This is a genomic window from Aliifodinibius sp. S!AR15-10 (assembly GCF_031569985.1).
In the GTDB taxonomy this organism is placed as follows: domain Bacteria; phylum Bacteroidota; class Rhodothermia; order Balneolales; family Balneolaceae; genus JAMQKA01.
This window is the reverse complement of the sequence record NZ_JAMQKA010000019.1, coordinates 59,797-83,408: the sequence shown is the minus strand read 5'-3', so window position 1 is coordinate 83,408 and position 23,612 is coordinate 59,797. Positions and strand designations below refer to the sequence as shown.

Genomic DNA, 23,612 nt, shown 5'->3' with positions numbered 1-23,612 from the left:
CCAAACACTGAAGAAAGCTTATTGTGAAGTGTTGGCAACACCGATTACGCCACATCCCACGCGCGGACCTGCAGCGCCAGAGGGTTGAGATTCAAGGTCGTCTTCTCCACCGTGAACGACAATACCACGACCGATTATACTGCTGGGACCGTTTAGCTCAATCACTGGATCGGTATAGTTAATAGTGGCATTGCCTTCGCTGTCAGCCACGATGTTACCCATATCTCCAACATGGCGGTTATCTTGGGTGGGAGCACCGTGATCATTACCGGCAGGGTTATAATGTCCGCCTGCGGATGTGCCGTCAGAGGCAGTGCAGTCGCCATATTGGTGGATATGAAATCCATGGCGACCTTCACTCAGTCCAGTAAGTTCAGCTGTGACCTGTACGCCCTCGGCCGTTTGTTCAAGATGCACGGTGCCACTTACACTGTTGCCCTCGGTGGGATGCACAACCGCAACTGCATTAGTAAAATTAGTGGAAGGAGTGGGTTCTTCTTCCGCTTGCTGTTGCTGTTGTTGCGTGCAACCAGCAACAATGAAACTTGCGATTAAAATCGTTAAAAATAGTTTCGATGATTTTTGCATGGCCTTGTAAAAAATATTTGATTAGAAGTTGATGGATTTATTAACAAGTAGGAAACCGTTGGCATTCAATAAATTCCATGTTGTAAAGAGCTGCAAATTTTTTACGTATTTTAAAAGGAATAGCCTAAGACAGGTTTTGTTAAAATGTTATGGATAACTCTTGGTATTTTTATTCTTAGAATTTTTCACTTCGAACGAATTACCTATTTTAAGCCAAACTTTAAATAAACTTTAATTTAGATTAAACCCATGGCCGAAGAATCTGCTGAACTGTTTCATTATGCATTCCCAATAAAAGATATTGAGGAGACTCGTGCTTTTTACAGGGATATTTTGGGATGTAAAATAGTACGCAGTTCTGAACGCACAATTAATATCAATTTTTGGGGACACCAGCTTGTTGGTCACCTTATTCCCGAATTTGCGGGAAAGCATGGCACGAATGAAATAGATGGAAACCCGGTGCCCGTTCACCACTTTGGAATTATATTGGACTGGGATGAATGGGAAGCGCTGGCCGATCGTATTGAGAAGTCTGATGTAGAGTTTGTATTTGAGCCCTACGTGCGGGATAAAGGTAAACCAGAGGAGGAAGGGAAAATGTTTTTCCAAGACCCCAGTGGCAATACCATGGAATTCAAAACATTCAAAAACAGGGATCAGATTTTCCGAGAAAACTAGTCATTAAAAACACATTGAGTTTTCTATATACGCTTTTCTTTAATTTTCTACTGCCTTAATACTGGCCTATGACGCTATTAGTTTTTTATTTACTATTGGCTCTGGGAGTCTCGTTTGTGTGCTCTATCCTGGAGGCCGTACTCCTGTCCGTCAGCGAGTCCTATATTGCTGTGATGAAACGTAAGGGTACGCGAACCGGTGAACTCTTTACAGCATACAAGGAGGATATCGATCGCCCGTTATCAGCGATACTAAGTCTCAATACTATTGCTCACACGGTGGGAGCCGCCGGGGTAGGTGCCCAGGCCCAGGTCGTTTTTGGCAACGAGTATGTGAGTATAATTTCGGCCATCCTGACCCTGCTGATCCTTGTGTTTTCTGAAATAATCCCCAAAACACTCGGGGCAACCTACTGGAAGAATCTTTCTCCGATGGCCGCACGCCTGCTCCGCGTCCTCATGTTTCTGATGTATCCGTTTGTGGCCCTCTCAAATGGCATTACCAGGCTTCTTTCCAGTGGCAATCGTCCGCCTTCATTTAGTCGTGAAGAGTTCAGTGCACTTGCCGAACGGGGTGTGGAAGAGGGCATTTTCGAGGAAGAGGAGTCGATGATCTTCAAGAACCTGATTCGCTTCAGTTCGCTGCGTGTCAAGGACATAATGACTCCACGCATTGTGGTGACCTATTACAACCAGGAGCGTACCATTGAAGAGATACCTGACCGGGTGGAGGATCTTCGGTTTTCCCGGCTGCCGCTGTATGAAGACAATGAGGATAATATCACCGGCTATGTCCTGAAAAACGATCTGCTTATACAGCTGGCTAGAGATGAAAAGAAGAAAAAGCTCAAGGAGCTGAAACGTGAAATTTTGGTAGTGCCGGAAAACGCCAACCTGAAGATGCTTTTCGAACGTCTGTTGGAGCAGCAGGATCATATCGCCCTGGTAGTAGATGAATACGGTGGATTTTCCGGCGTCGTGACGATGGAAGACCTAGTGGAAACACTGCTGGGTATGGAAATTATTGACGAGGTGGATGCCTACGAGGATATGCAGAAGCTGGCACGCAAGAAGTGGAGAGAACGAGCAGAAAGACTTGGAATCGTTTCAGAAGAAAATGAAGCTGATTCTTAAACGGAAGCTAGTTTAACGTCAGTTCGATATAAAATCTGTCATTGTAAGGAATTCAGCGAAATCCAGCGGCAATCTCCTATGCGAAAACAAAAAACGGATGAGGAGTCGCCACATCGACCGCATCGTTTAGCCAACAATTTAGTAATTCTTATGTTGAACCCAGGTTAAGCCGGACCTCCTCACGAGGGGGGTTGAATAAGCCCTGGTGAAAATCTCCTCTTTATAAGATTAACGCCCTTACCAAGACTACTATCTCATACATAGTGAGACCAAAGTCTCATACTTACCGAGACCATAGTCTCGTATCCCTGAGACTACTATCTCAGTGTATATGAGACGACCGTCTCAATTAGTTTAGCATATCCTCTGAAATGCAAAAATATTTAGCATCAGTTCGAGACAGAACCTGTCATTGCGAAGAGGGATTAAGTAATCATAGGGATCCCGAAACCTTTCGGAGGCGATCTCCCGGCGGGTGAACAGAAAATGGACGGGCAGATCGCCACGTCGACCTCAAGATGGAAGGCCACTACTGTCACAGACGCCTCCTCGCGGTGACAGCTATAATTTTTGCGATCCTTATATCGAACTGAGGTTAATTTATGCTGGCTCCCCCGTCAATTGTAAAAACGGAACCAGTGACCCAGGAAGAATCATTGCTCGCCAGGAAAAGGGCTGCCTTTGCAATATCTTCTGGAACTCCCACCCGCTTCATAGGTAATGAGTCGGGAACTTCATCCAGGATGGTATCAGAATTGGGGAAGGCATCTGCTGAATCATTATATAGCTTGGTTTCCACTGGCCCGGGTTGTATCAGATTAATCCGGATTTTTGGGGCGTAATCAACAGCTGCCTGACGGACAAGTGCTTCTACCGCTCCTTTTGAAGCACAGTAGGCCGCATGGTTGGGGAATCCTTTGTGTGCGGCAATCGAGCCAGTAACGATGATAGAGCTCTCTGTATTATTTTTTTGCATCAAGGGTATGGCAGCGCGTAAAAGATAAAAAACGGAGTTAAGATTGGTATCCAGCGTTTGGTGCCAAGTGTCTTCCGTCACATCTGTAATCGAGCCTAATCCAAGCATTCCTGCATTGGGAACCAGAATATTAAACTCACCAAATTCATTTATTGCTTTGTTTACAAGCTGTTGATTGGATTCTCTAGATCGAATGTCTGCCTTAACAAACACTGCATTTCCACCAATTTCAGAGATCTCTGAGGCTACTTTATTGCCCAGACTTTCATCACGCCCGTTTAATATGAGGTTAGCGCCTTCTTTGGCAAATAACATAGCAATAGCCCGGCCGATTCCCCTGGTTGCCCCGGTAATGATGGCTGTTTTGTTATCCAATTTACCCATATTGTCTAAAAATCTAATTATTGAGGATGAATAAAGGAAAATTCAACAGTGTTCCAGTTATGCCTTCAGCTTACAAGTTTGTCACTATACGCCTATAACCGTATAGGGCTTGAGCTATTAGTACCTCAGAAACACCGAGCATATCAGCTTTCATGCACGGTATCCTGTTAAGCTCTGTCGGGGTCAAAGCAACCACAATATCAACAAAACTATTCAAACTCCTCTTCGATCTTGCTGATCTTCAATGCCAGTGTTTCCCATTCATCATAGATCTCCACCAGTTCTGCTTTCAGTTTTTCATATTCCAGTGAGACCTCTTTCACCCGTTCGTCGTCATCATAAAAATCCGGCTCTGCCATCTGTGTTTCGATCTCCTCTTTGCGATCCTCCAGCTTTTCAATCTTATCCTCCAGTGGATCGATTTTTTTCTTGAGCGGCTTCAGTTTTTTGTACCTGCGCTGGCGTTTTTCGGCCTCAATGCGCCGTTCCTCTTTCCGGGAAATGGCAGGCCCGGATTCTGAGTCCGAAGCGGAATCTTGGCTGATTTCAGCTCCATTGCTGCCCGTCGAAGATGCCAGGTCAAGTGCTTCCTGTTCTTCTTTCTTTTTATCCAGGTAGTAAGACACGTTGCCAAGAAAGGTTCGCACCCGGTTCGGCTGAACTTCCAGCACCTTGCTTACAATGGGATCGAGGAAATCACGGTCGTGAGAGACGATGACAAACGTGCCTTCGTACTGATCGAGGGCCTGCTGCAGGATTTTCTTTGACTGCATATCCAGGTGATTGGTGGGCTCGTCAAAAATCATAAAGTTGGCCGAGTTCACCAGCATCCGGGCCAGTGCCAGCCGGCTCTTTTCCCCGCCCGAGAGCACCGATACTTTTTTAAACACGTCATCCCCCTGGAACAGGAAACAGCCGAGAATAGTGCGCAGGCGCGTCTCTTTGGCTTTTGGTGCTGCTTCCCGCATAATCCCAAACACCGTCTGATCGAGATCCAGCTCATCGGCCTGGTGTTGGGCAAAATAGTTTGTGCTGACGTTGTGTCCCGGCTCCCTTATGCCGGAGTCGAAGTCCTCCAGTCCCGCCAGCATGCGCACCATGGTGGATTTACCGGCGCCATTGGGGCCTACGACCGCAATTTTATCGCCACGTTCTATCGCGTAGTCAAGCCCTTCAAACACTTGATTCTCACCGTAGCTTTTGCTGATGTTCTGCAGCTTCATCACAACTGCGCCACTTCTTTCCGGCGGTGGAAACCGGAACGTAATCTCTTCCTCATGCTCATCCAGCTCAATCTTGTCCATCTTCTCGAGCTGTTTTATGCGGCTCTGCACCTGCGAGGCTTTGCTGGCATTATACCGGAACTTGTCAATGAACTCCTGCAGCTTCTTGATCTCCCGCTGCTGATTTTGATAGGCTTTGCGGAGATGCTCCATCCGCTCTTCATGTTTCTCCTGGTAATAGGAATAGTTTCCTGAGTAGTCGTACAGGTTGCCGCGGTCCAGTGCAAGTGTTCGCTCAGTGATAGAGTTCAGGAACGCCTTGTCGTGCGATACGATGATGATCGCCCCTTCATAGTTGTGTAGGAAGTTTTCGATCCATTGCAGCGATTCGATATCCAGGTGGTTCGTAGGCTCATCAAGCAGCAGGTAGGTGGGTTGCTGCAGCAGCAGTTTTGCCATGGCGATGCGCATCAGCCAGCCACCACTAAACTCGGTGGTCGATCGTGAAAAATCCTCTTTCGAAAAGCCGAGCCCCATCAGCACTTTTTCGATATCCGCCTCCAGCTCATATGCCCCCGATTGCTCCAGCTGATCCTGCAGGCGTCCCATGCGGTCGAGCGTTTTCTGATATTCGTCGGTACCCGCCTCCATGCGGCTCAGCTTTTGCTGTTCCTGCATGGTTTGATCTTCCAGTTCCAGCAGATCTTCGAACGCACTTTCCACCTCTTCCAGAACGGTGAGTGTGGGATCCGGATCGACCCCATCCTGCGGCAGGTACCCTACTGTGGCTGATTTGGACAGCTTCACTTCACCTGCATCAGCGCCAATTTTCCCGGCAATCAGTTTGAGCAGGGTGGATTTGCCGGCCCCATTGGGCCCGACGAGTCCCACCCGCTCCCCGGGATTGATAAGGGCGTCGATGGAGTTGAACAGCTGCCGGTCGCCCAGCGTTAGCGATATATTTTCAAGTGCCAGCATATTACGGTTTTGTAGAAAATTCTTTAGTAAAAAGTGAGTGGTGAATTGAGCGGACGGTCTCGACCAGGTGGTTTTCCGGGAGGATTAGGTTCAGATTTCGTTTGTCCCGGCTGAATGAGATCAGTGACAGCGGGTCCCCTTTGATCGAGGAGAAAACCCGGCTGGTGATCGCATCTACATTTGAGAGACCAAATCCAATCAGGCTGATCAGGCCTTGCCGTTCGGTCGATGTGACCTCCCCGATATCCTCGAGTTCCCGTGTAATGAGATCCAGCTTGTCGGGCCGCTCCATCGCAATGGATACCGAAGCCTCGGTCGTCGTTACCACGTCTACCGTAATGTGGTGACGCTCCAGCGTGGCGAACACATTTGACAGGAAATGGTAACCCATCAGCGTGCTGGGGGCGTTGACAGTGAGAATAATCACATTCTCAAGAAACGTTAGTGCTCGGACCGGCCCGTTGGAGTCGGCTGTGGCGTATATTTTGGTTCCGGGATGATCCGGCTCAAAAATGTTCCGTACATAAACGGGGATCCGCTTCTCAGCCGCCGGTTTAAGGGTAGAGGGGTGAAGTACTCTGGCCCCAAAATACGCCATTTCAGTCGCCTCGCGGAAGCTGATTTCCGGAATAGAGACGGCGTCCTCTACCAGGCGGGGGTCACAGGTGAAAATGCCGCTGACATCAGTCCATATTTCGATTGCTTCACTATCCAGTGCTGCACCGACCAGGCTGGCAGTGTAGTCGGAGCCTTCGAAACCGAGTGTTGTAATCTGTCCGTCACTGTTTTCTCCATAATAACCACCGAGCACGGGTATTTCACCCTTTTCAACTTTAGCCCGAATTCGGCGGCTTTGCTGGTCAATCCGTTCCGTATCGGGATTGGCCTGTCCGAAGTCGGAGTCTGTTTTGATTATGTCCCGCGCATCGATGAAGGTGGTTTCCAGGCCATAAACTTTGCCACAAATAGACAGCAAGCCAGAAGAAAGCTGCTCCCCGATACTGGCTACGGCGTCTTTGCGCTGGTCACTAAACTCCACCTGCTCATTAATTTTATGTAAATGCTTCTCCAGCTCATCGATCTTCTTTTCGATCCAATCTTGACACTGCTGTCGTGAGCCCGTGGTATTGCTATCAAATTGATCCAGGAATCGCTCAATCAGCACCTCGTGTCGGCTGCGAATGTTTTGGCTTGTTTCCAGTGCCTTGTCAAGATCATTCAGGGCTTCCTCTCCAGCAGCCAAAAGTTGCCGGGTCGTGTTGGATGTGGCAGAGACTACTATTACCGGTTGCTGGTAGCCCGCAGCAATATCCAGCACCTTGCGCCAGGTGTTTTCATCTCCCATGGAGGTGCCGCCGAATTTAAGTACGCGTATGTTATTCATTACAAAATGTATAGGCTGAACTAAATAGTGCCAAAGATACCAAACTGTGTCTATAGAATTAAATAGAAATGCCTCGATTTTGTTGTTAAGATTATTGCTGTGTTTGCATTTCTGTCAGATGAGGAGGGTTGGTTAAAAATTCAAAACAGTTCAACAACTCAACATTTCAACGATTCAACATTCATGCTCTAATCAAAAGTTGGGCAACTCATTATCTGTGCCCCTGAGAAGGTCCTTGTTTTGCCCCAGGAAACCGGTGATTCCGGCGGTGGGAATGGACTGGGTGAGTCCGTACACAATACGGGTCTTTTTCTTTACAAATATGGAGCCATTATACGGTTCAATGAGCTGTTCACTTGTACGTCTTTTCGGATCGGGCACCAGGATATTTTCTTGCTCAGCCGATGCCGTATTTGCAATTCCAACCCACTCAAATGTCAGGTAATCATTATTACTTGCCAGGATTATTCCACCGCTCATTCCATGATTAAAGAGGGCATCCGTTAAAAAGTCGCCCCGAGGCGTTCGATTTGGACTGCTGACGATGCCCCGGGTCACTACAGCAGCTCCTTTGGGATAGCCTATTATATACAACATGGAACCCCACTTCAGGTCTTTGGAATCCCCCATTCTTATGGACAGCGGTGGAAATTCTTCGCTGTATTCCTTGTTATTGTTGATCTGGATAAGGGCGAGATCATAGTTTTCATCAACTGATTTTATTTCAAACGGGACCAGGTTTGAGTCACCAAACAGCAAGTTGCGCTGGTTGTATTTAACGGCAATAGATTTAATATGTCCCTGTTCGGGCGTACTTTCGTAATCAATAAGGGTATCCGGAAATTGCACAACATGAGCACAAGTCAAAAGTGTTATATGCCTGTTGTTTTGCGCAATCGATACAGCAGTGCCTGCTACCCCTTTCTCCTCGGATATAGTGCGCGTGGCGAGCTCGCTCAAATCGCTGTTTCGAATTTGATTTATCGTAACCGGGCGATCTTCAAAATGGTACACACGATAAATGCCGTTAATGGTAATGCGTTTTACTGATCGAAAAATAGCGTTGATCTTTTCTGATACATCTCGTCGGGGAAAAGCTGAAGTGTACTTGGTATCAGGTGATGCCGAAGTCTCCGCTATCCGAGGTTGTTGCTGCTGCGTAGTCTGCTCGGAGGATGAACATCCTAAAACGAAAAGTATGACTCCCAGTAGCAGATAAAAGCCGGTACAGGGTACATATTTTATATCCAGGCCATCCCTGGAAAGATTGTTTCGTAGCATGGGATTCTCCCCGTAATGTTCTTGGAACAGTCAGTGTCTACAACGACTCATTAAGTAATTTACGTATAGACAATGGTTTCCAAAAAAGGAAAAGACCTCCAACCTCCAACTTCTAACTTCCAAACCCACCGCCACCCGGCGTGAGTAGGTAAAAGCGGTCGCCCGCCTGTAGGTCGGCCCCGTCAATCGATGCCAGCGTTTCCCGGGTCCCGTCGTTGCGGATAACCCATTGTTTACCTCGCTGGCCCGGATTACCACCGTTGAGTCCATACGGCTGCTCCCTGCGATGCTGCGTGAGCACCGAAAGACTGACCGGTTCAAGGAATGTCATTTCGCGCTGGATACCGTTACCACCGTGATGATCTCCCGAGCCCCCCGAATTTTTACGAATTGAGTAGCAATCGAGCCGGACAGGGTAGCGCTGTTCCAGGATCTCGGGGTCAGTGCCCGCAGTGTTAGTCATGTGGTGGTGTACGGCATCTGTACCATGGAAATCCGGACCAGCCCCCGTTCCGCCGCCGATCGTCTCATAGTAGCCAAAAGAGTCGTTGCCAAAAAGCACATTATTCATTGTGCCCTGGCTGCAGGCTATTTTTTCAAATGGCTTTAGCAGCAGATCCACCAATCGCTGACTGGTCTCCACATTTCCACCTACAACGGCGGGACATTCCCTCGGATTCTGCGGAAAGTCAGGGTTTAAGATCGAATTTTTAGGCAATTGTATGGATACCGGTTCCAGTAGTCCCTCGTTCAGTGGCAGTTCCTCATCAACCAACAGACGTAGGATGTAGATAATTACACTGTTAACGATTGCCGGTGTCGCATTGAGATTGCCCGGATGGACCAGGGCTGTGTCCTCAAAGTCAAAAATAATTGCTCGTTCTGTAATCGTAATATTCGCCTTTAGCCTGGTCCCGTCATCCAGCAGTTCGGTGGTTTCAAAAGAACCTTTCGGCAGGTTACGGATGGTAGCACGCATTTTATCAGCGGCATACTGTTTCAGGGCGCTCATATAGTGCAACACAGATTCTTTGGCGTGGGCCTCGACCAGCTGAAGCAGAGAGTGAGCCCCGCGGTTATTGGCAGCCACAGCTGCTTGTAGATCGGCAATATTTTCTTCGATGTCTCGGGTGGGATATTCTGCAGATTCCAGTTGTCTTCTCATTTGATCCCACTGCTCGTTTCCTTCCTTTATCAAGTGCATCGGTGGGATTACAACGCCTTCTTCTGCAAGGGTGGAGGCATCGGGCGGCATGGAACCGGGGCGCGTACCCCCGATCTCTGCATGGTGGGCCCGGCTGGCTGCGAAACCGATGAGTTCCGGAGAGGGATCCTTCGTAAATATCGGGGTCACAATCGTTATGTCAGGCAGGTGAGAGCCGCCAAAAGCGGGATGATTCGTCACGATTACATCCCCGGGGTTCATCTCTATCGTCTCCTGCAGTCGCCGCACGCAAATTCCGAGCGCTCCAAGGTGGACTGGTATGTGCGGTGCATTTACGATCAATTCTCCGTCAGCGTTGAGCAGGGCACAGGAGAAATCCATGCGCTCCTTTACATTTACAGACAGGGCCGTGCGCCGCAACATTTCACCCATCTCTTCGGCTACTGAAGTAAAACGGTTTGTGAATAGCTCCAGGGCCACGGCTTCTGATCGACCGCCGGAGATACGAGACGAGGCGGTTTCGGAATGGGCATCAACTTGAAAAAGAACCAGCGATCCATTCTCCCTCACTTCCAATGCCCAGCCAGGATCAACGACAATGGTGCTGTAGGGATCCAGGATCAGGGCGGGCCCGCTGAACTTTTGGCCGCGGGAAAGGTGGCTTCGCTTGAGGATGGGGGTCTTCACTTTTTCCCCGTTGAAAATAATCTCCTTGGTCCGCCGGGGTTGAGCAGTGCTCTCGGGCTCCGTTTCCTTCACGTGATCGAACTTCGGTTTTTTGCTGGAGGCAACAACTCGTATCGATTCAACTTCTATCGTCCGTCCTCCAATCCAGTGGCCATACCGTTGCAGGTATAACTGTTTGAAGGATTCGGCCAATTCTTTTCCATCACCAAAGTTGACTTCGAGCGTAGCTTCTTGTCCTTCAAGCCGCATAAAAACGGACCGGCGCCGAAGTTCCGTTTCAGCCTCCGGAATTCCCTCTTGTTGTAGCTTTGCAATGGCTTTTTCCCCGAGCTCCTCAAATTGTTTTTCCAGTGAGGTACCGACATCCTGTAGCTTTTGCAGGATCTGCTGCTCTTCGAACCGTTCAATGACCGCATTCCCCAAACCATATGCACTTAAGAGACCAGCATCAGTAGGAATAACTATGTCGCTGATATCCAGTTGGCTGGCGATGGCGCAGGTATGCTGGGCACCGGCTCCCCCAAAAGCAACGATGGCGTATTCCCGTGGATCGTAGCCTTTTCGGAGTGAAATTTTGCGTATTGCGTCGGCCATCCGCTCATTGGCAATCTGAAGGAACCCCTCCAGGATCTCGGTTGCTGTGGAATGCCCAGCCTTTTGATTGTTTACCTGCTTAATAATTTCGTCCAGCCGCTGCTGGGAGGCTTCCATGGAGACAGGAATGCCAAAATTTTCTGGTTCAAGTCGGCCCAGAAGGAGATTCACATCGGTCACCGTCAGCGGGCCGCCCGCCCCGTAGCATGCGGGACCCGGATCAGCGCCGGCACTTTCAGGACCAACCGTCAGTTTGAATCCATCGAAAGAGCAGATCGATCCCCCGCCGGCTGCCACCGTTTCAATTGAAAGGGCGGGGGCCGCCAGCCGTGCATCGCCCACCTGGTGTTGGAAAAGATAGTCGAACTCATTGTCATAACGGGCAACGTCGGTGCTGGTGCCTCCCATGTCGAACGAGATGATATGCTTAAACCCCACTTTTTTCCCAACCGCTGAAGCCCCGACAACACCACCGGCAGGACCGCTGAGCAGGCTGTCTTTGGGATTAAAGTTTTCGGTGTCAACGAGTCCCCCAGCGCTGGTCATCATCCGGAACGAGCCGGAGCTGAGCTCTTCTCTAACCCTGTCGATATATTCGTGGAGGATGGGCGCGAGGTAGGCATTTACGACGGTCGTTTGGGCCCGGGGAAGTATCTTAATAAATGGGCTCAATTCCGAAGAAACTGAAATATAGTTGAAGCCCAGCTCTTCTAAAAGATTAGCTACTTCTTGTTCATGGGTAGCGTTTTTGTAGCTATTCATCAGGCAGAGAGCAACTGATGTTTCAGCGGGACTTTGCACCTGCTCAAGCTGTGCTTTCAGTGAGTTTTTTTGCAGGGACCGTATGGGATTACCTTCCGAATCGATCCGTTCGGGTACTTCAATGACCTCTCGATAGAGTGGCTTCGGTTTTTCAATATTCAGGGCAAAAAGATCCGGTCTTTTTTGATCCCCAATACGAAGTAGATCACCGAAGCCTTCCGTTACCAGGAATAGGGTAGGGACTCCTTTGTGTTCCAGCAGGGCGTTGGTGCCTTTGGTAGTGGCAAGCCGAAGATCTGACGGCGGCAACTGCTGTCCGGCTGTCGTCTTTGTCACAAGCCGGGCTGCCAGGATCGGTGCTTCAATATCAGACGTAACCTCAAACGAATTGGGTGGATTATTTACAGGGAGTTCCTCTTGCAAGTTGATTATCGAGTTCCTGGCATCGAAAGAGTGAACGGGCACCGGCGCGTGTTCTCTTCCCAGTAGATGAAACTGGAAGCCTTTTACGAAGTTGTTAGGTGCATTCCAGTTTTGCCGGATTCGTATTTTCTGCGAATTGATCCACTCCAGGATAGTACCCCTTAGGGCGCTGCTGCTCAGAACTTTGGTTTTATGGAATACGCCTCCGGGATCTCGGGCGATGCAATCGGTGAAGGTGCCACCCGTATCAATCCAGATCTGCCATTTGGTTGTAGATGAAGTCACAATGATTTTTTAATGGATAATTGGAAATTAAATCACTTGTACGGGCGCGATTACCTATGTCCACCGATGCCTCTTGCCGATCCGTTGAGGACAGGCTGTCAATTGAATCGAGCCCTGAATAAAGCGAATGGTAGTATATGTAAAAGAGAAAGCCAAGGATGGATTGTTAAGATCAAAAACTTTATCCTCAACCCTTCGGTAGTAATAAATGCATCAAAAGTTAACCTCTGTTTACATTGGATATATTTTCTGCAGCACCACATCACGATATCCTCTTGTTGGTCATTCAGATTTCGGTACTTCTTTTTGCTGCCCGCGCCTTGGGAGAGGTGGCCCAGCGTCTGGGACAACCCTCCGTTGTTGGTGAGATCCTGGCCGGTATAATATTGGGACCTTCGGTATTGGTGGGGATTTTCCCCGAACTTGGACAGTGGATTATACCCCAAACCGAGACGCAGGGATACCTGCTGGAGGTGGTAAGCCTGATCGGAGCGGTGTTTCTGTTGCTGATTACCGGCCTTGAAACAGATATTAAGCTCATTAAAAGACATGCGCGTACTGCCGCGGGCGTTTCTTTCGGAGGAATTATAGTTACCTTTGCCAGTGGTTTTGTATTGGGACAGTTCCTGCCGGATTTCCTGCTTGCCGACACCGGCGAACGACTTGTTTTTTCACTCTTCGTTGCTACAGCACTCTCAATATCTGCGATACCCGTAATCTCCAAGGTGTTGATGGATCTGAATTTGATGCGGCGGGATATCGGACAGACTATCCTTGCTGCGGGTATGAGCGATGATACTATCGGATGGATTTTATTATCGATTGTGGCAGGTCTGGCAAGTGGTGAATCGGTAACGGTCGGAAGTGTGCTGCAGATTGTCGGTAGCGTGCTGGCGTTTATGCTGGTGAGCTTTACCCTGGGACGCTGGATGGTTCGAAAATTGTTGACTTACGTTCAGGATGAGATCAAGAGTACTGATCGCATTCTTACATTAGTCATCATATTAACGTTTGCGTGGGGGGCAATTACCCAGGCTCTTCACCTCGAGGCAGTGTTGGGGGCTTTTGTGATGGGGATTCTGTTTGGTATGATGCCACGCCTTCCGGAAGATGTTATCCACAAACTCGAGAGTATTGCTCTTGGAATTTTTGCCCCGATTTTCTTTGCTGTAGCGGGATTGAAGGTAAATATCCTCAATCTGCTCGAGCCCATTCTTATCGTAATCACCCTGATTGTAATTGCGGTTGCCACGCTGGGGAAAATTGCCGGCACCTACATGGGTGCCCGCGTGATCGGCGGCAAGGATCACTGGACGTCCCTGAGTTTTGGAGCCGGACTCAATGCCCGGGGAGCGATGGAAATTATTATCGCCACCATAGGTCTGAACCTGGGTATACTGGGACAGGATATGTTTTCCATTATCGTGGTGATGGCGATGGCTACTTCACTGATGGCCCCATCGGCTCTGCGGTGGGTACTTGGCAAGGTTGAGGTAGGTAAAGAGGAAGAAGAACGTCTGAAACAGGAAGAGCTGGAAGCTGAAAGTCTTGTCGCTGGCATACACCGGGTACTCCTGCCCGTTCGGGGCCGGGATGTGCAGGCGGACAAGCAGGCGATCCAGTCGGTGGAGGCCCAGTTGCTGGAGTTACTGGGGCAAAAAACGGAGCTTTCGCTTACCCTTTTTACCGTTGCAGAAAAAGGAAACAAGAGCAAATGTGAAGAATATCTTAAGGCATGTGCCAAACTTTTTAACCAGAAAGAGATTGTGACCAAGGTGGTGGAAGAACAGTCCGCCGGGGATACGATCCTGGATGAGGCTAAAAAGGATTATGACCTGATGGTGCTTGGAGCCACTGAATATGAAAAAAGAGATGGAAACAGACATCTGTTTAGCCCTCTTGTTGACTATCTTGTGCGCGTGGCTCCATGTCCAACGTTGATTGTGCGCTCTTCGGATGTTTCCCAAAGCTGGTATCCCGCTCGTATTTTAGTCCCTTCAAACGGGACTATTGCCTCAAAAAATGCGGCTGATCTCGGGTTCTTTATAGCAAAATCGGATGACCGCCGGGAAGTTACGGTGTTAAATGTCGTGTTAGACGAACATTCACATTCTCCCTGGCATATCCGGGACGACAAGAAAGAAAACCAGGTAGAGATTGCCCGCGGAATTGTAGCAGAACTTAAAGATCTCGGGGAGGCTATGGATGTTAAAACGCAGGCCGTCGTCGAGCAAGGTGAAAGTCCGGAACTGGTGATCCAGAATTTTGCAAAGGATAATGAAATGGATTTGATTATCCTTGGAACCAATGTGCGGCCGGGTTCACATCGGCTCTACCTGGGTCCACGTGTAGAAACAATTTTGCAGGACTCTTCCTGCCCGGTGATTATTTTTAACACTTAAAAAACGTCAACTCGGGATAAGGATATCCAAAAATATATTTCATTACTGTTCCCTTTCCGGCCTTCGAAATTTTTGTTGGCTGAGTGACCGAAGCCGGAGCGTTAAAAAAACCATTTATGTCTGAGAACCGCGTTTTCTGCGGATCGAGTTAAATGGTTTTAGCACAGGCGCAGGGAACGCAACAAAAATTTCACCAGCCGGCGACGTTTTTGGTTCGTTTTTTCGTCGTTCAAAAAATGAACAGTAACAAAAAGCTTTTATTAACACGTAAACGCAGATTCTGGTGAATCCTTAAACCGAGCTCACGTTAAAAAGAATTTTTCAGGCAGCTACAAAGATTAACCACTTATTCGGTTATTATTTATATGTAGGTATATCACCTTGTCCCCATTGGAAGGGATCTGGGGATAGTTGTCAGTAAAAGGTCTTAGTACCCGATCTGAGGTAATATGAAACAATGGTACGTGTCCGTTATCATTATTTACAATATCGGAAAAGGGGGTATCTGCTGTAATCTCAACAGCTTTCAGGTCACTTACCGCAGTAATCGACTGGGCAAGTCTGTCATGGTTTAGATTTTCATCAAATAAAATTCGACCGCTTAGATGGTCGGATACCTCCTTTTTAGCATCTTTTTGCCTGGTATTTGGTGGTAGCTGAAAGACATGAGAGCGCCCAAATATTTCACCAAACCGAAGGGCTGCCAGGGAGTTGACCTCGTCATTGGGTGTTAAAGCGAACAACTGACCTATACCATCAAGATCAATCTCTTCCAGGGCAAATTCCGATAAAATGTTACCGTGATATGCATCCAGATCTTGAGCTTTTGCTTTCGAAATGTTCCTCCTGTTGGAATCTGCCATGAGTACTTTAAATCCCTCTTCCTGTATTTTTTTACCCACTTTAATAGTCCAGTCTTTTGCTCCGAGAATCAATACACCATGGGGTACCGGTTTGGCCACGCCCAGTTTCCGGGCTACCCAGGCGGCGGGCAATCCATAAATGATAACGGTACTGATAATGACAATAAATACAATCGGTATCAGCTGGTTGGCCAATTCAAATCCGTTTTGAGTCAATTCTATCGCAAAAATTGAAGAGATTGAAGCTGCTACTACCCCTCTGGGTGCCATCCAGGACAGGAAGAATTTTTCGCGCCAGCTGGTGTTGGAAGATATTGTTGATATGTAGACAGAGAGCGGTCTCGCTACTAAAATAATGATTGCCAGGAACGCCAGCATGGTCCAGTTCAAATTTGCCAGCAGTTCATTAAGCTCTACCCGCGCGGCCAGTAGTATAAACAGGGTGGAGAGCAGAAGAACTCTCAGATTTTCTTTGAATTCGATGATATGATGAATATTTGCTGATTTCTGGTTAACAAGGGCAATTCCCATAAGAGTAGTAGCCCAAAGTCCGGATTCATGCTGAATCATATTGGATACCGTAAAAACAACCACCACAATCATCAAACTAACTGGATTTTGCAGAAAATCTGGTAAAGCATGGCGTTTGAGGAGAAAGTAGATTACTGCTGCCCCTGCCAGGCCGCATATTGTACCAAATACGATTGTTTTAACAATACTGATAATCGCCACGCTGGTAGCAGCCGAAACACTGGTGGCAAGGATTACTTCAAATACAAGGACGGCCAGCATGGCACCGATCGGGTCTATAACGATGCCTTCCCATTTTAAAATTGGTCCGACTTGGCCCGACGGTCGAACCTGTCTCAGTAAGGGGATGACCACGGTTGGCCCCGTTACGACAAGGATAGCACCTAAAAGGATCGAAAGCTCCCAACCAAAATTGAAAATATAATATGAGGAGATGGATATGATGGTCCATGTGATGAGTACGCCAACGCTCACAAGGTTTCCGATAACATTTCCCACATCCTTGAGCTCGGAAAATCGAAGGCTTAATCCTCCTTCGAAAAGGATAATTGCTACCGAAACAGAAATAAATGGGGTCAAAAGGTCTCCCATCAGGATATCGGGATCTAAAAGACTAAATACGGGACCTGCAAGGATTCCGGAGATAAGTAGAAGTAAAATGGCTGGCAGGTTAAACCGCCAGGCAGCCCATTGTGCACCAATTCCGAATACCAGGATACTGGCAATGGCAACTAAGAAGTGTTCTGTCATAAATTATATAAACAAACTGGGTTTTCTATACCGGTTTACTTGTTGGGGATTAAAAATTGAATGATAAAATGGGGAACCCTCGGCAAATTACCAAAGGATTCAAATATGATTGTTTAGAATAAAATTTAATTTTAATAAGGAAATGAGGTTTTTGGTACGTTTCAGCTAAAAAACTTTTTAAAAAGTCGAAACGCTGTATCTTTTAGTATAGTTACAATAAGCCCCGGATCTGAGATATTTAATACTCGGAAAAATCTTTAAATATGAAAGATGATCTGAAAAGTAAATTAATGAATGAATCTATCTGGCTGGTTGGCATCCTGCTTATATCAGCCGGAATAGAGTATTTCATTATCGTTGTTTTCGATTTGCACCCAGTGTTTAGTGTCAAAATCCAGGGACTTATCGGACTCTTGATTATCGGGTATATCATCCGAATGACGGCTAGGCTCTGGAATTTGAACAGGTCTCCGGAAATCGACAATGATTAATGGTTCGATGAGACTATTCAGATCACTCACAAGCTAGTCCTTTAGAAAGCTGAGTATTTCCCTTTTCTTTCAGCTTAATTAATCAAGCAAAATTAACAACCTGTTGTGCCTATACTAGACAAGACAAAAAAATTAAAAAAACAACTGGGTGCGTTCGATGTTTTTGCAATTGCAACGGGAGCAATGTTTAGTTCCGGTCTCTTTCTACTACCCGGCATTGCCGCCGGAGAGACTGGCCCTTCTGTCTTTTTGGCTTATCTGGTATCAGGTTTGCTGGTGTTGCCCACTATGCTGAGTAAAGCCGAGCTGGCAACTGCTTTTCCCCGTGCCGGCGGCACCTACTATATTATTGATCGTACGCTGGGACCCCTGATGGGGAGTATCGGCGGATTTGGTTCATGGTTTTCACTGGTTTTTAAAAGTGCATTCGCACTGATTGGGATGGGAGCCTATATATCTATCTTTTTTGAAGTGCCGATTACGCCTGTTGCCGTTATCCTTACGATAGCATTTGGTGCATTAAACATTTTTGGCGCCAAGGAAACGACTAAGGTGCAAAATATACTGGTGTTGACATTAATTTCCATTATGGCCTTCTACCTTGTACAGGGGTTTTCATATCTGTTTTCCATGGATATTTTAGATATACACCGAAAACAGTTTACACCCTTTTTTGCCAACGGCGCGCAGGGATTCTTCGGGACAGTGGGAATGGTGTTTGTATCCTATGCCGGGCTTACAAAAGTGGTGAGCGTGGCCGAGGAGGTGGAAGATCCAGATCGTAATATTCCAAGGGGCATGTTCCTCTCTATTATTACTGCTATAACCGTTTATGTGGCTGGCGTGTATCTCATGACAGCTGTCCTTGAACCGGAGGCGTTCAGGCAGGATTTGACTCCCGTAGCTACAGCCGGCGAGATATTTCTGACATGGCTGCCCGGCGATACCGGGTTGATCTTAATTGTCATTGCAGCTATTTCTGCCTTTGCATCGACAGGAAATGCCGGAATTATGTCAGCCTCCCGGTTTCCATTGGCGATGGCCCGCGATAAATTGCTCCATCCAAAATTGTCAGAGATCGGCAAGTTCGATACGCCAATGGTGTCAATTGTTGCCACAACGGGCATGATGGTGTTCCTGCTGTTGGTATTTAATGTAGAAGAGGTGGCTAAACTGGCCAGCGCGTTTAAATTGTTGCTTTTCGGGTTGTTGAACCTGGCTGTTATAGTGATGCGAGAGAGCCAGATCAAAGAATATGACCCGGGATATACCTCGCCTTTTTATCCTTGGATTCAGATGATTGGAATGGTCACTTCGGGTCTGCTAATCTTTGAGATGGGATTGGTCTCCATCTTGTTTACAGTAGCCGTCACTATCTTGTCGGTGGCATGGTACTATTATTACGCCTATGGCAAAATCGACCGGCAGGGGGCCATATTTCATGTGCACGAGCGCCTGGGACAGTATAAAGACCGGGGGCTAGAACATGAAATGCGTCGGATTATGCAGGAGAAAGGACTGCGTGAAGAAGATCCCTATGAACTGGTGATAAGTAAGGCCGCTGTCCTGGATGTCAAAGATCCCGCTATCACGTACAAAGATATTGTAAAACATGCCTGCCGGAATTTGGCAACCAAAGTTGACGTAGATGAAGACAAGTTGTTCCAGGCGTTTGACAAAATGAGCGATTTTGGAGCCATTTCCCTTGGAAAAGGAGCAGCCCTTAATCATACAAGGTTGGATATTGAGGCAAAACCCGAGCTATTTATTGTACGGATAAAGCACGGCCTGTCTGTGGAGAGCCGGTACTTTAAGAACCAGAAAAAGAGTGAACTACATGCCATCTTCTTCTTGGTCAGCTCCGAAAAGTATTCCACACAGCATCTTAGGTTTTTGGCGCATATAGCCGAGATGATCGATCAGGATCATTTTTTACAGCACTGGATAGATGCAAAGGATGAAGGTGCATTGCGTGAAATGTTACTACGTGATGAGCGGTTTATCACCCTTACAATAGATTCTGCTAATAAAACGAAAGATATGATTGGTAAAAAAATCCATGAGATTGAACTGCCAGGGGAAAGTCTGATTGCTATACTCAGACGCGAGGGAAATATCAATATTCCGCATGGCAATACGGTCATTCAGGAAGGAGATAAGTTGTCAATAATTGGTGAGGTGGAAGACATTGAACGTATTAGAGAAATGAAAGAGAATTAGTCAATTATACTATATCTTTGGCAAAAACATTTGTCAAAGTTTTCGGCTGGTATAGTTTTAATACATAGCCGCCAACCTCAAACTTATTCTGGAATTTTAGTTAAAAACTTATTTATAGACTTATATGGAGCATGAAAAGTTAGAAAAGCAGTTGGGACTTTGGGACGTTTTTGCCATTAGCACCGGGGCTATGTTTAGCTCAGGGTTCTTTCTGCTGCCGGGTATCGCCGCTGCGGAAACAGGACCTTCCGTCTTTTTAGCATATTTTTTTGCAGGCGTATTGGTTTTACCGACTATGTTCAGCGTGTCGGAACTATGTACCGCAATGCCCCGTGCTGGCGGAACCTATTATTTCATTGATCGCAGCTTGGGCCCGGTTATGGGAACCGTAGGAGGTTTTGGGTCTTGGTTGGCCCTGGTGTTGAAAAGTGCATTTGCCCTGATCGGTATGGGAGCATATATAGGAATTTTTATCGAGGTTCCTATTACACTTGTGGCTGTAGTTCTTACTATTATCTTTGGAATCATTAATATTGTAGGAGCCAAAGAGTCAAGCTTCCTGCAAAAGGTTCTTGTGGCGGCATTACTCGGCATTATGTTTTTCTACATCGTGCAGGGGCTGTTTCATATCTTTTCCCTTGATTTTTTTGAGATTACCCGCCGGCAATTTTCACCGTTCTACATTAACGGGATAAATGGCGTCTTGGCAACTATCGGAATGGTGTTTGTTTCCTATGCGGGGCTTACCAAGGTGGCAAGCATTGCCGAAGAGGTAGAAGATCCTGACAAGAACATACCGCTGGGTATGATATTGTCGTTAATCGTGGCGGTCTTTGTATATGTTGTTGGTGTTTATCTTATGGTAGCTCTGCTTGAACCGAGCGCTCTGCGGTCGGATTTAACACCCGTTGCAACCGCTGGTGAGGTATTTCTGAACTGGCTGCCCGAACCAACCGGCCTCGTATTGGTAGTGATTGCCGCGATAGCTGCTTTTGCATCAACGGGTAACGCTGGTATTATGTCAGCCTCGCGATATCCTATGGCTATGGGGCGCGATAAACTAATTACATCACGATTCTCGGAGGTAAGTGACCGATACGGAACTCCAATCATATCTATTGTTGGTACTGTTTTGTTGATGATTTTCTTTCTCATTGCATTTGACGTGGAAGCCGTTGCCAAACTGGCCAGTGCATTTCAGCTGCTTCTTTTCGCTCTGCTGAATCTGGCCGTTATTGTAATGAGAGAAAGCAAGATTGAAGAGTATGACCCTGGTTTTAATTCCCCGTTCTATCCCTGGATGCAGATCGCCGGAATGATTATATCAGTATTTCTTATCCTTGAGATGGGGCTGCTCTCTATCCTGTTTACTGCTATTATCGCAGTATTCAGTGTGGGTTGGTTCTATTACTACGGGTATGGTACCATAGAACGGGAGGGAGCCCTGTATCACGTGCATGCCCGGCTGGGCAAACGCCGCGACCGAGGCTTGGAGCATGAGATGAGAAATATTCTCCGTGAGAAGGGGTTGCGCGATGAGGATCCCTACGAAGAGGTGGTAGCCCGCTCAATGGTTATTGATAACCTCGATCCAGGTACTTCATACAAGGAGATCATTCGCAAAGCTGCGTCACTGCTTGCCGTTCGCATAAATATCGAAGAAGATAAAATGTTTGACGCATTTCGTAATGTTAACCAGTCGGGTTTAATTCCGATGGGGCGCGGCGTAGCGCTAAACCATCTCAGGGTGCAGAAGGATGTCCGTTCCGAGATGGTATTGGTCCGAATGAAAGAGGGTATCACGATGGATACCGACCATTTTGAGCAGCTCAGCCAAAGTGTGGAAGATCCCACCCAAAAAGTACGCGTCTTCATTTTCCTGGTCAGCTCTGAGAAACATTCCGGTTCGCACCTTCGCATTTTAGCGCACATTGCCGAAATGATTGACAACAGGCACTTTATGAAGCGCTGGGTTAATGCTGAAGATGAAGGAGAGTTGCGAGAAATTATGCTGCGAGATGAACGGTTTATCAACCTCACAGTTAATGAGACTGATATTACAGCCGAGATGACCGGTAAAAAAATTAAGGATATTGAGTTGCCGGGGAAGAGTTTGATCGCTATCCTAAAGCGCAAAGATGACATTATCATTCCCCACGGTAATACCGAAATAAAGCTTGGCGATGAGCTTTCAATTGTCGGGGAAATTGAGGATATAAATCAGCTGAGAGAGATGAAAAATCGATCAAGGCATTAAAATGAAATATGATCTATTTTTAACCATATCACCAAAACGCTAAACAAAAACGTATAGAAAAGTGGCAGATTCAAGTTTTTCAGGTAAACTAAAAGATTTTTTTAAAAAGGATTCGGCGGCGGGTATCATGCTTTTGCTGGCAACTGTGGCCGCGCTGATTGTTGCCAACAGCCCGCTTGGTGAGGCATACCACCACCTGTTGGAAACACATATCGTATTGGGCTTTTCCGACTTCATGATTGATGAGTCCCTTCACCATTGGATTAATGATGGGCTGATGGCGATCTTTTTCCTCTTGGTGGGACTGGAGATAAAGCGGGAGTTAAAATATGGAGAGCTTTCGTCATTCCAGTCTGCATTGCTTCCAGTTGTAGCGGCGGTAGGTGGAGCTACAGTTCCCGCATTAATATTTTTTGGATTTAACGGAGGCACTGATTACATGAACGGTTGGGCCATTCCGATGGCTACGGATATTGCTTTTGTAATTGGTGTTTTAGCACTACTTGGTTCCCGCGTACCGGTTTGGGCGAAAGTGTTTGTAACCGCCGTTGCCGTGGTGGATGACCTGATTGCAGTCCTGGTAATTGCATTCTTTTATACCGAATCGATCAGTATGGTTGCTCTCGGGGTTGCCGGCGCCTGTATGCTGGTGATCCTACTCTTGAACTACAGGGGAGTCAACAAGTTGGGTCCATACCTGATTATCGGTTTCATTATGTGGTGGGCTGTGCTTAAATCAGGTGTGCATGCTACTATCGCTGGTGTAGTTCTCGGCTTCCTGATCCCCGCCAGCAGAGGTTGGAGTGTTGAAAGACTTGTCGAATATGCCCGTGAAGGTTTTGAACTGTTTGAACAGGCTTCTGACAAAGATCTCCCGGTCTCCAGGGAGCAAGCGCTGCATCACATGGATGCAACAGTTGAACATGCAGAGTCGCCCCTGCACCGGTTGGAGCACAAACTGCATTTCAGTGTCTATTTTTTGATTATGCCAATTTTTGCGTTCGCTAACGCCGGGGTTATTTTTGACCCGGAAACGATGGGTCAGGCGTTTATTTCGACGCTGACCTGGGGTATTGCCCTTGGACTGTTTTTTGGAAAGCAGATCGGTATCTGGGGATCTACATGGATCCTAACCAAGCTCAACATGTCAGGATTGAACAGCTCCAAGGAGACCTGGAAGGTGGTATATGGCGTGTCCCTGCTGTCGGGTATTGGATTTACGATGTCCCTGTTTATCGGGAACCTGTCATTTCCCCAGAGTCCGGTCTTCCTCGAGTATGCCAAGGTGGGGATTTTACTGGGATCGCTTGTCAGTGGTCTGCTTGGGTACTTCTACCTTAGTCGGCGCCCGGATGTACACGCGGAAGAACAAGAACCACTCAATGTTCCCGACTCAGCTGAAACTGCATAGTGTTTATAACATAGAGTTCCGTTTAATAAGACCTGCCAGGTTGCAATCTACCTGGCAGGTTTTTTTCTGATTACTTACTTATTTCTGCAATTTCACTTTGTATTTTAACCTGAGTTCGATACAGCTTTCGGAAGTCAAGGAAT

Annotated in this window: 14 protein-coding genes; 7 read left to right on the top strand and 7 right to left on the bottom strand. The window is 47.2% G+C overall.

Going from position 1 to position 23,612, the window contains the following annotated elements; genetic code table 11:
* Positions 1–18: 18 nt before the first annotated feature.
* Positions 19–588: a superoxide dismutase family protein gene (locus NC796_RS13830; protein WP_310685202.1), complete on the bottom strand. Its 570-nt coding sequence runs from the start codon at positions 586–588 to the stop codon at positions 19–21.
* 249 nt (positions 589–837) lie between these two features.
* On the opposite strand from NC796_RS13830, the gene NC796_RS13825 reads away from it, so the two are divergent.
* Together NC796_RS13825 and NC796_RS13820 are read left to right on the top strand one after the other, a co-directional pair.
* Positions 838–1,269, top strand: coding sequence for a VOC family protein (locus tag NC796_RS13825; RefSeq protein ID WP_310685200.1), 432 nt, complete (start codon positions 838–840; stop codon positions 1,267–1,269).
* A 68-nt stretch (positions 1,270–1,337) separates the two neighbouring features.
* A complete protein-coding gene (locus NC796_RS13820; protein ID WP_310685199.1) occupies positions 1,338–2,402 on the top strand; it encodes a hemolysin family protein in 1,065 nt (354 codons plus the stop codon).
* 595 nt (positions 2,403–2,997) lie between these two features.
* Here NC796_RS13820 and NC796_RS13815 read toward each other — a convergent pair.
* The 5 genes from NC796_RS13815 to NC796_RS13795 all read right to left on the bottom strand — a co-directional run bounded on the left by NC796_RS13815 (position 2,998) and on the right by NC796_RS13795 (position 12,544).
* A complete protein-coding gene (locus tag NC796_RS13815; protein WP_310685198.1) occupies positions 2,998–3,762 on the bottom strand; it encodes an SDR family oxidoreductase in 765 nt (254 codons plus the stop codon).
* 209 nt (positions 3,763–3,971) lie between these two features.
* A complete protein-coding gene (locus tag NC796_RS13810; RefSeq protein ID WP_310685197.1) occupies positions 3,972–5,963 on the bottom strand; it encodes an ABC-F family ATP-binding cassette domain-containing protein in 1,992 nt (663 codons plus the stop codon).
* 1 nt (position 5,964) lies between these two features.
* Positions 5,965–7,347, bottom strand: coding sequence for an aspartate kinase (locus NC796_RS13805; protein ID WP_310685196.1), 1,383 nt, complete (start codon positions 7,345–7,347; stop codon positions 5,965–5,967).
* A gap of 192 nt (positions 7,348–7,539) precedes the next feature.
* Positions 7,540–8,628, bottom strand: a complete 1,089-nt coding sequence (locus tag NC796_RS13800; protein ID WP_310685195.1) for a serine protease — start codon at positions 8,626–8,628, stop codon at positions 7,540–7,542.
* 112 nt (positions 8,629–8,740) lie between these two features.
* Positions 8,741–12,544, bottom strand: a complete 3,804-nt coding sequence (locus NC796_RS13795) for a hydantoinase B/oxoprolinase family protein (RefSeq protein ID WP_310685194.1) — start codon at positions 12,542–12,544, stop codon at positions 8,741–8,743.
* A 236-nt stretch (positions 12,545–12,780) separates the two neighbouring features.
* Between NC796_RS13795 and NC796_RS13790 the strand changes: the two genes are divergently transcribed.
* A complete protein-coding gene (locus tag NC796_RS13790; protein ID WP_310685193.1) occupies positions 12,781–14,946 on the top strand; it encodes a cation:proton antiporter in 2,166 nt (721 codons plus the stop codon).
* A 338-nt stretch (positions 14,947–15,284) separates the two neighbouring features.
* On the opposite strand, the gene NC796_RS13785 is transcribed toward NC796_RS13790, so the two are convergent.
* Complete coding sequence (locus NC796_RS13785) at positions 15,285–17,090, bottom strand: cation:proton antiporter (RefSeq protein ID WP_310685191.1); 1,806 nt, start codon at positions 17,088–17,090, stop codon at positions 15,285–15,287.
* Positions 17,091–17,353: 263 nt separating this feature from the next.
* Between NC796_RS13785 and NC796_RS13780 the strand changes: the two genes are divergently transcribed.
* From NC796_RS13780 to nhaA, 4 genes are all read left to right on the top strand, one after another.
* Positions 17,354–17,581: a hypothetical protein gene (locus NC796_RS13780; protein WP_310685189.1), complete on the top strand. Its 228-nt coding sequence runs from the start codon at positions 17,354–17,356 to the stop codon at positions 17,579–17,581.
* Positions 17,582–17,686: 105 nt separating this feature from the next.
* On the top strand, positions 17,687–19,801 hold the full coding sequence (locus NC796_RS13775) for an amino acid permease (RefSeq protein ID WP_310685187.1): 2,115 nt from the start codon (positions 17,687–17,689) through the stop codon (positions 19,799–19,801).
* Between the two features lie 124 nt (positions 19,802–19,925).
* The gene (locus tag NC796_RS13770) at positions 19,926–22,058 is read left to right on the top strand and encodes an amino acid permease (RefSeq protein ID WP_310685186.1); all 2,133 of its coding nucleotides are present in this window, start codon (positions 19,926–19,928) and stop codon (positions 22,056–22,058) included.
* Between the two features lie 61 nt (positions 22,059–22,119).
* Entirely contained in the window at positions 22,120–23,469 is a 1,350-nt protein-coding gene (nhaA, locus tag NC796_RS13765) for a Na+/H+ antiporter NhaA (RefSeq protein WP_310685184.1), read from the top strand.
* Positions 23,470–23,612: the final 143 nt, after the last annotated feature.

Excerpts from the sequence above, each read along its gene's own strand:
- NC796_RS13825 (WP_310685200.1), top strand. The coding sequence starts at position 838 with ATGGCCGAAGAATCTGCTGAACTGTTTCATTATGCATTCCCAATAAAA.
- NC796_RS13800 (WP_310685195.1), bottom strand. The coding sequence starts at position 8,628 with ATGCTACGAAACAATCTTTCCAGGGATGGCCTGGATATAAAATATGTA.
- NC796_RS13770 (WP_310685186.1), top strand. The coding sequence starts at position 19,926 with ATGGAGCATGAAAAGTTAGAAAAGCAGTTGGGACTTTGGGACGTTTTT.
- NC796_RS13810 (WP_310685197.1), bottom strand. The coding sequence starts at position 5,963 with ATGCTGGCACTTGAAAATATATCGCTAACGCTGGGCGACCGGCAGCTG.
- NC796_RS13780 (WP_310685189.1), top strand. The coding sequence starts at position 17,354 with ATGAAAGATGATCTGAAAAGTAAATTAATGAATGAATCTATCTGGCTG.
- NC796_RS13815 (WP_310685198.1), bottom strand. The coding sequence starts at position 3,762 with ATGGGTAAATTGGATAACAAAACAGCCATCATTACCGGGGCAACCAGG.
- NC796_RS13830 (WP_310685202.1), bottom strand. The coding sequence starts at position 588 with ATGCAAAAATCATCGAAACTATTTTTAACGATTTTAATCGCAAGTTTC.
- NC796_RS13805 (WP_310685196.1), bottom strand. The coding sequence starts at position 7,347 with ATGAATAACATACGCGTACTTAAATTCGGCGGCACCTCCATGGGAGAT.
- NC796_RS13785 (WP_310685191.1), bottom strand. The coding sequence starts at position 17,090 with ATGACAGAACACTTCTTAGTTGCCATTGCCAGTATCCTGGTATTCGGA.
- NC796_RS13820 (WP_310685199.1), top strand. The coding sequence starts at position 1,338 with ATGACGCTATTAGTTTTTTATTTACTATTGGCTCTGGGAGTCTCGTTT.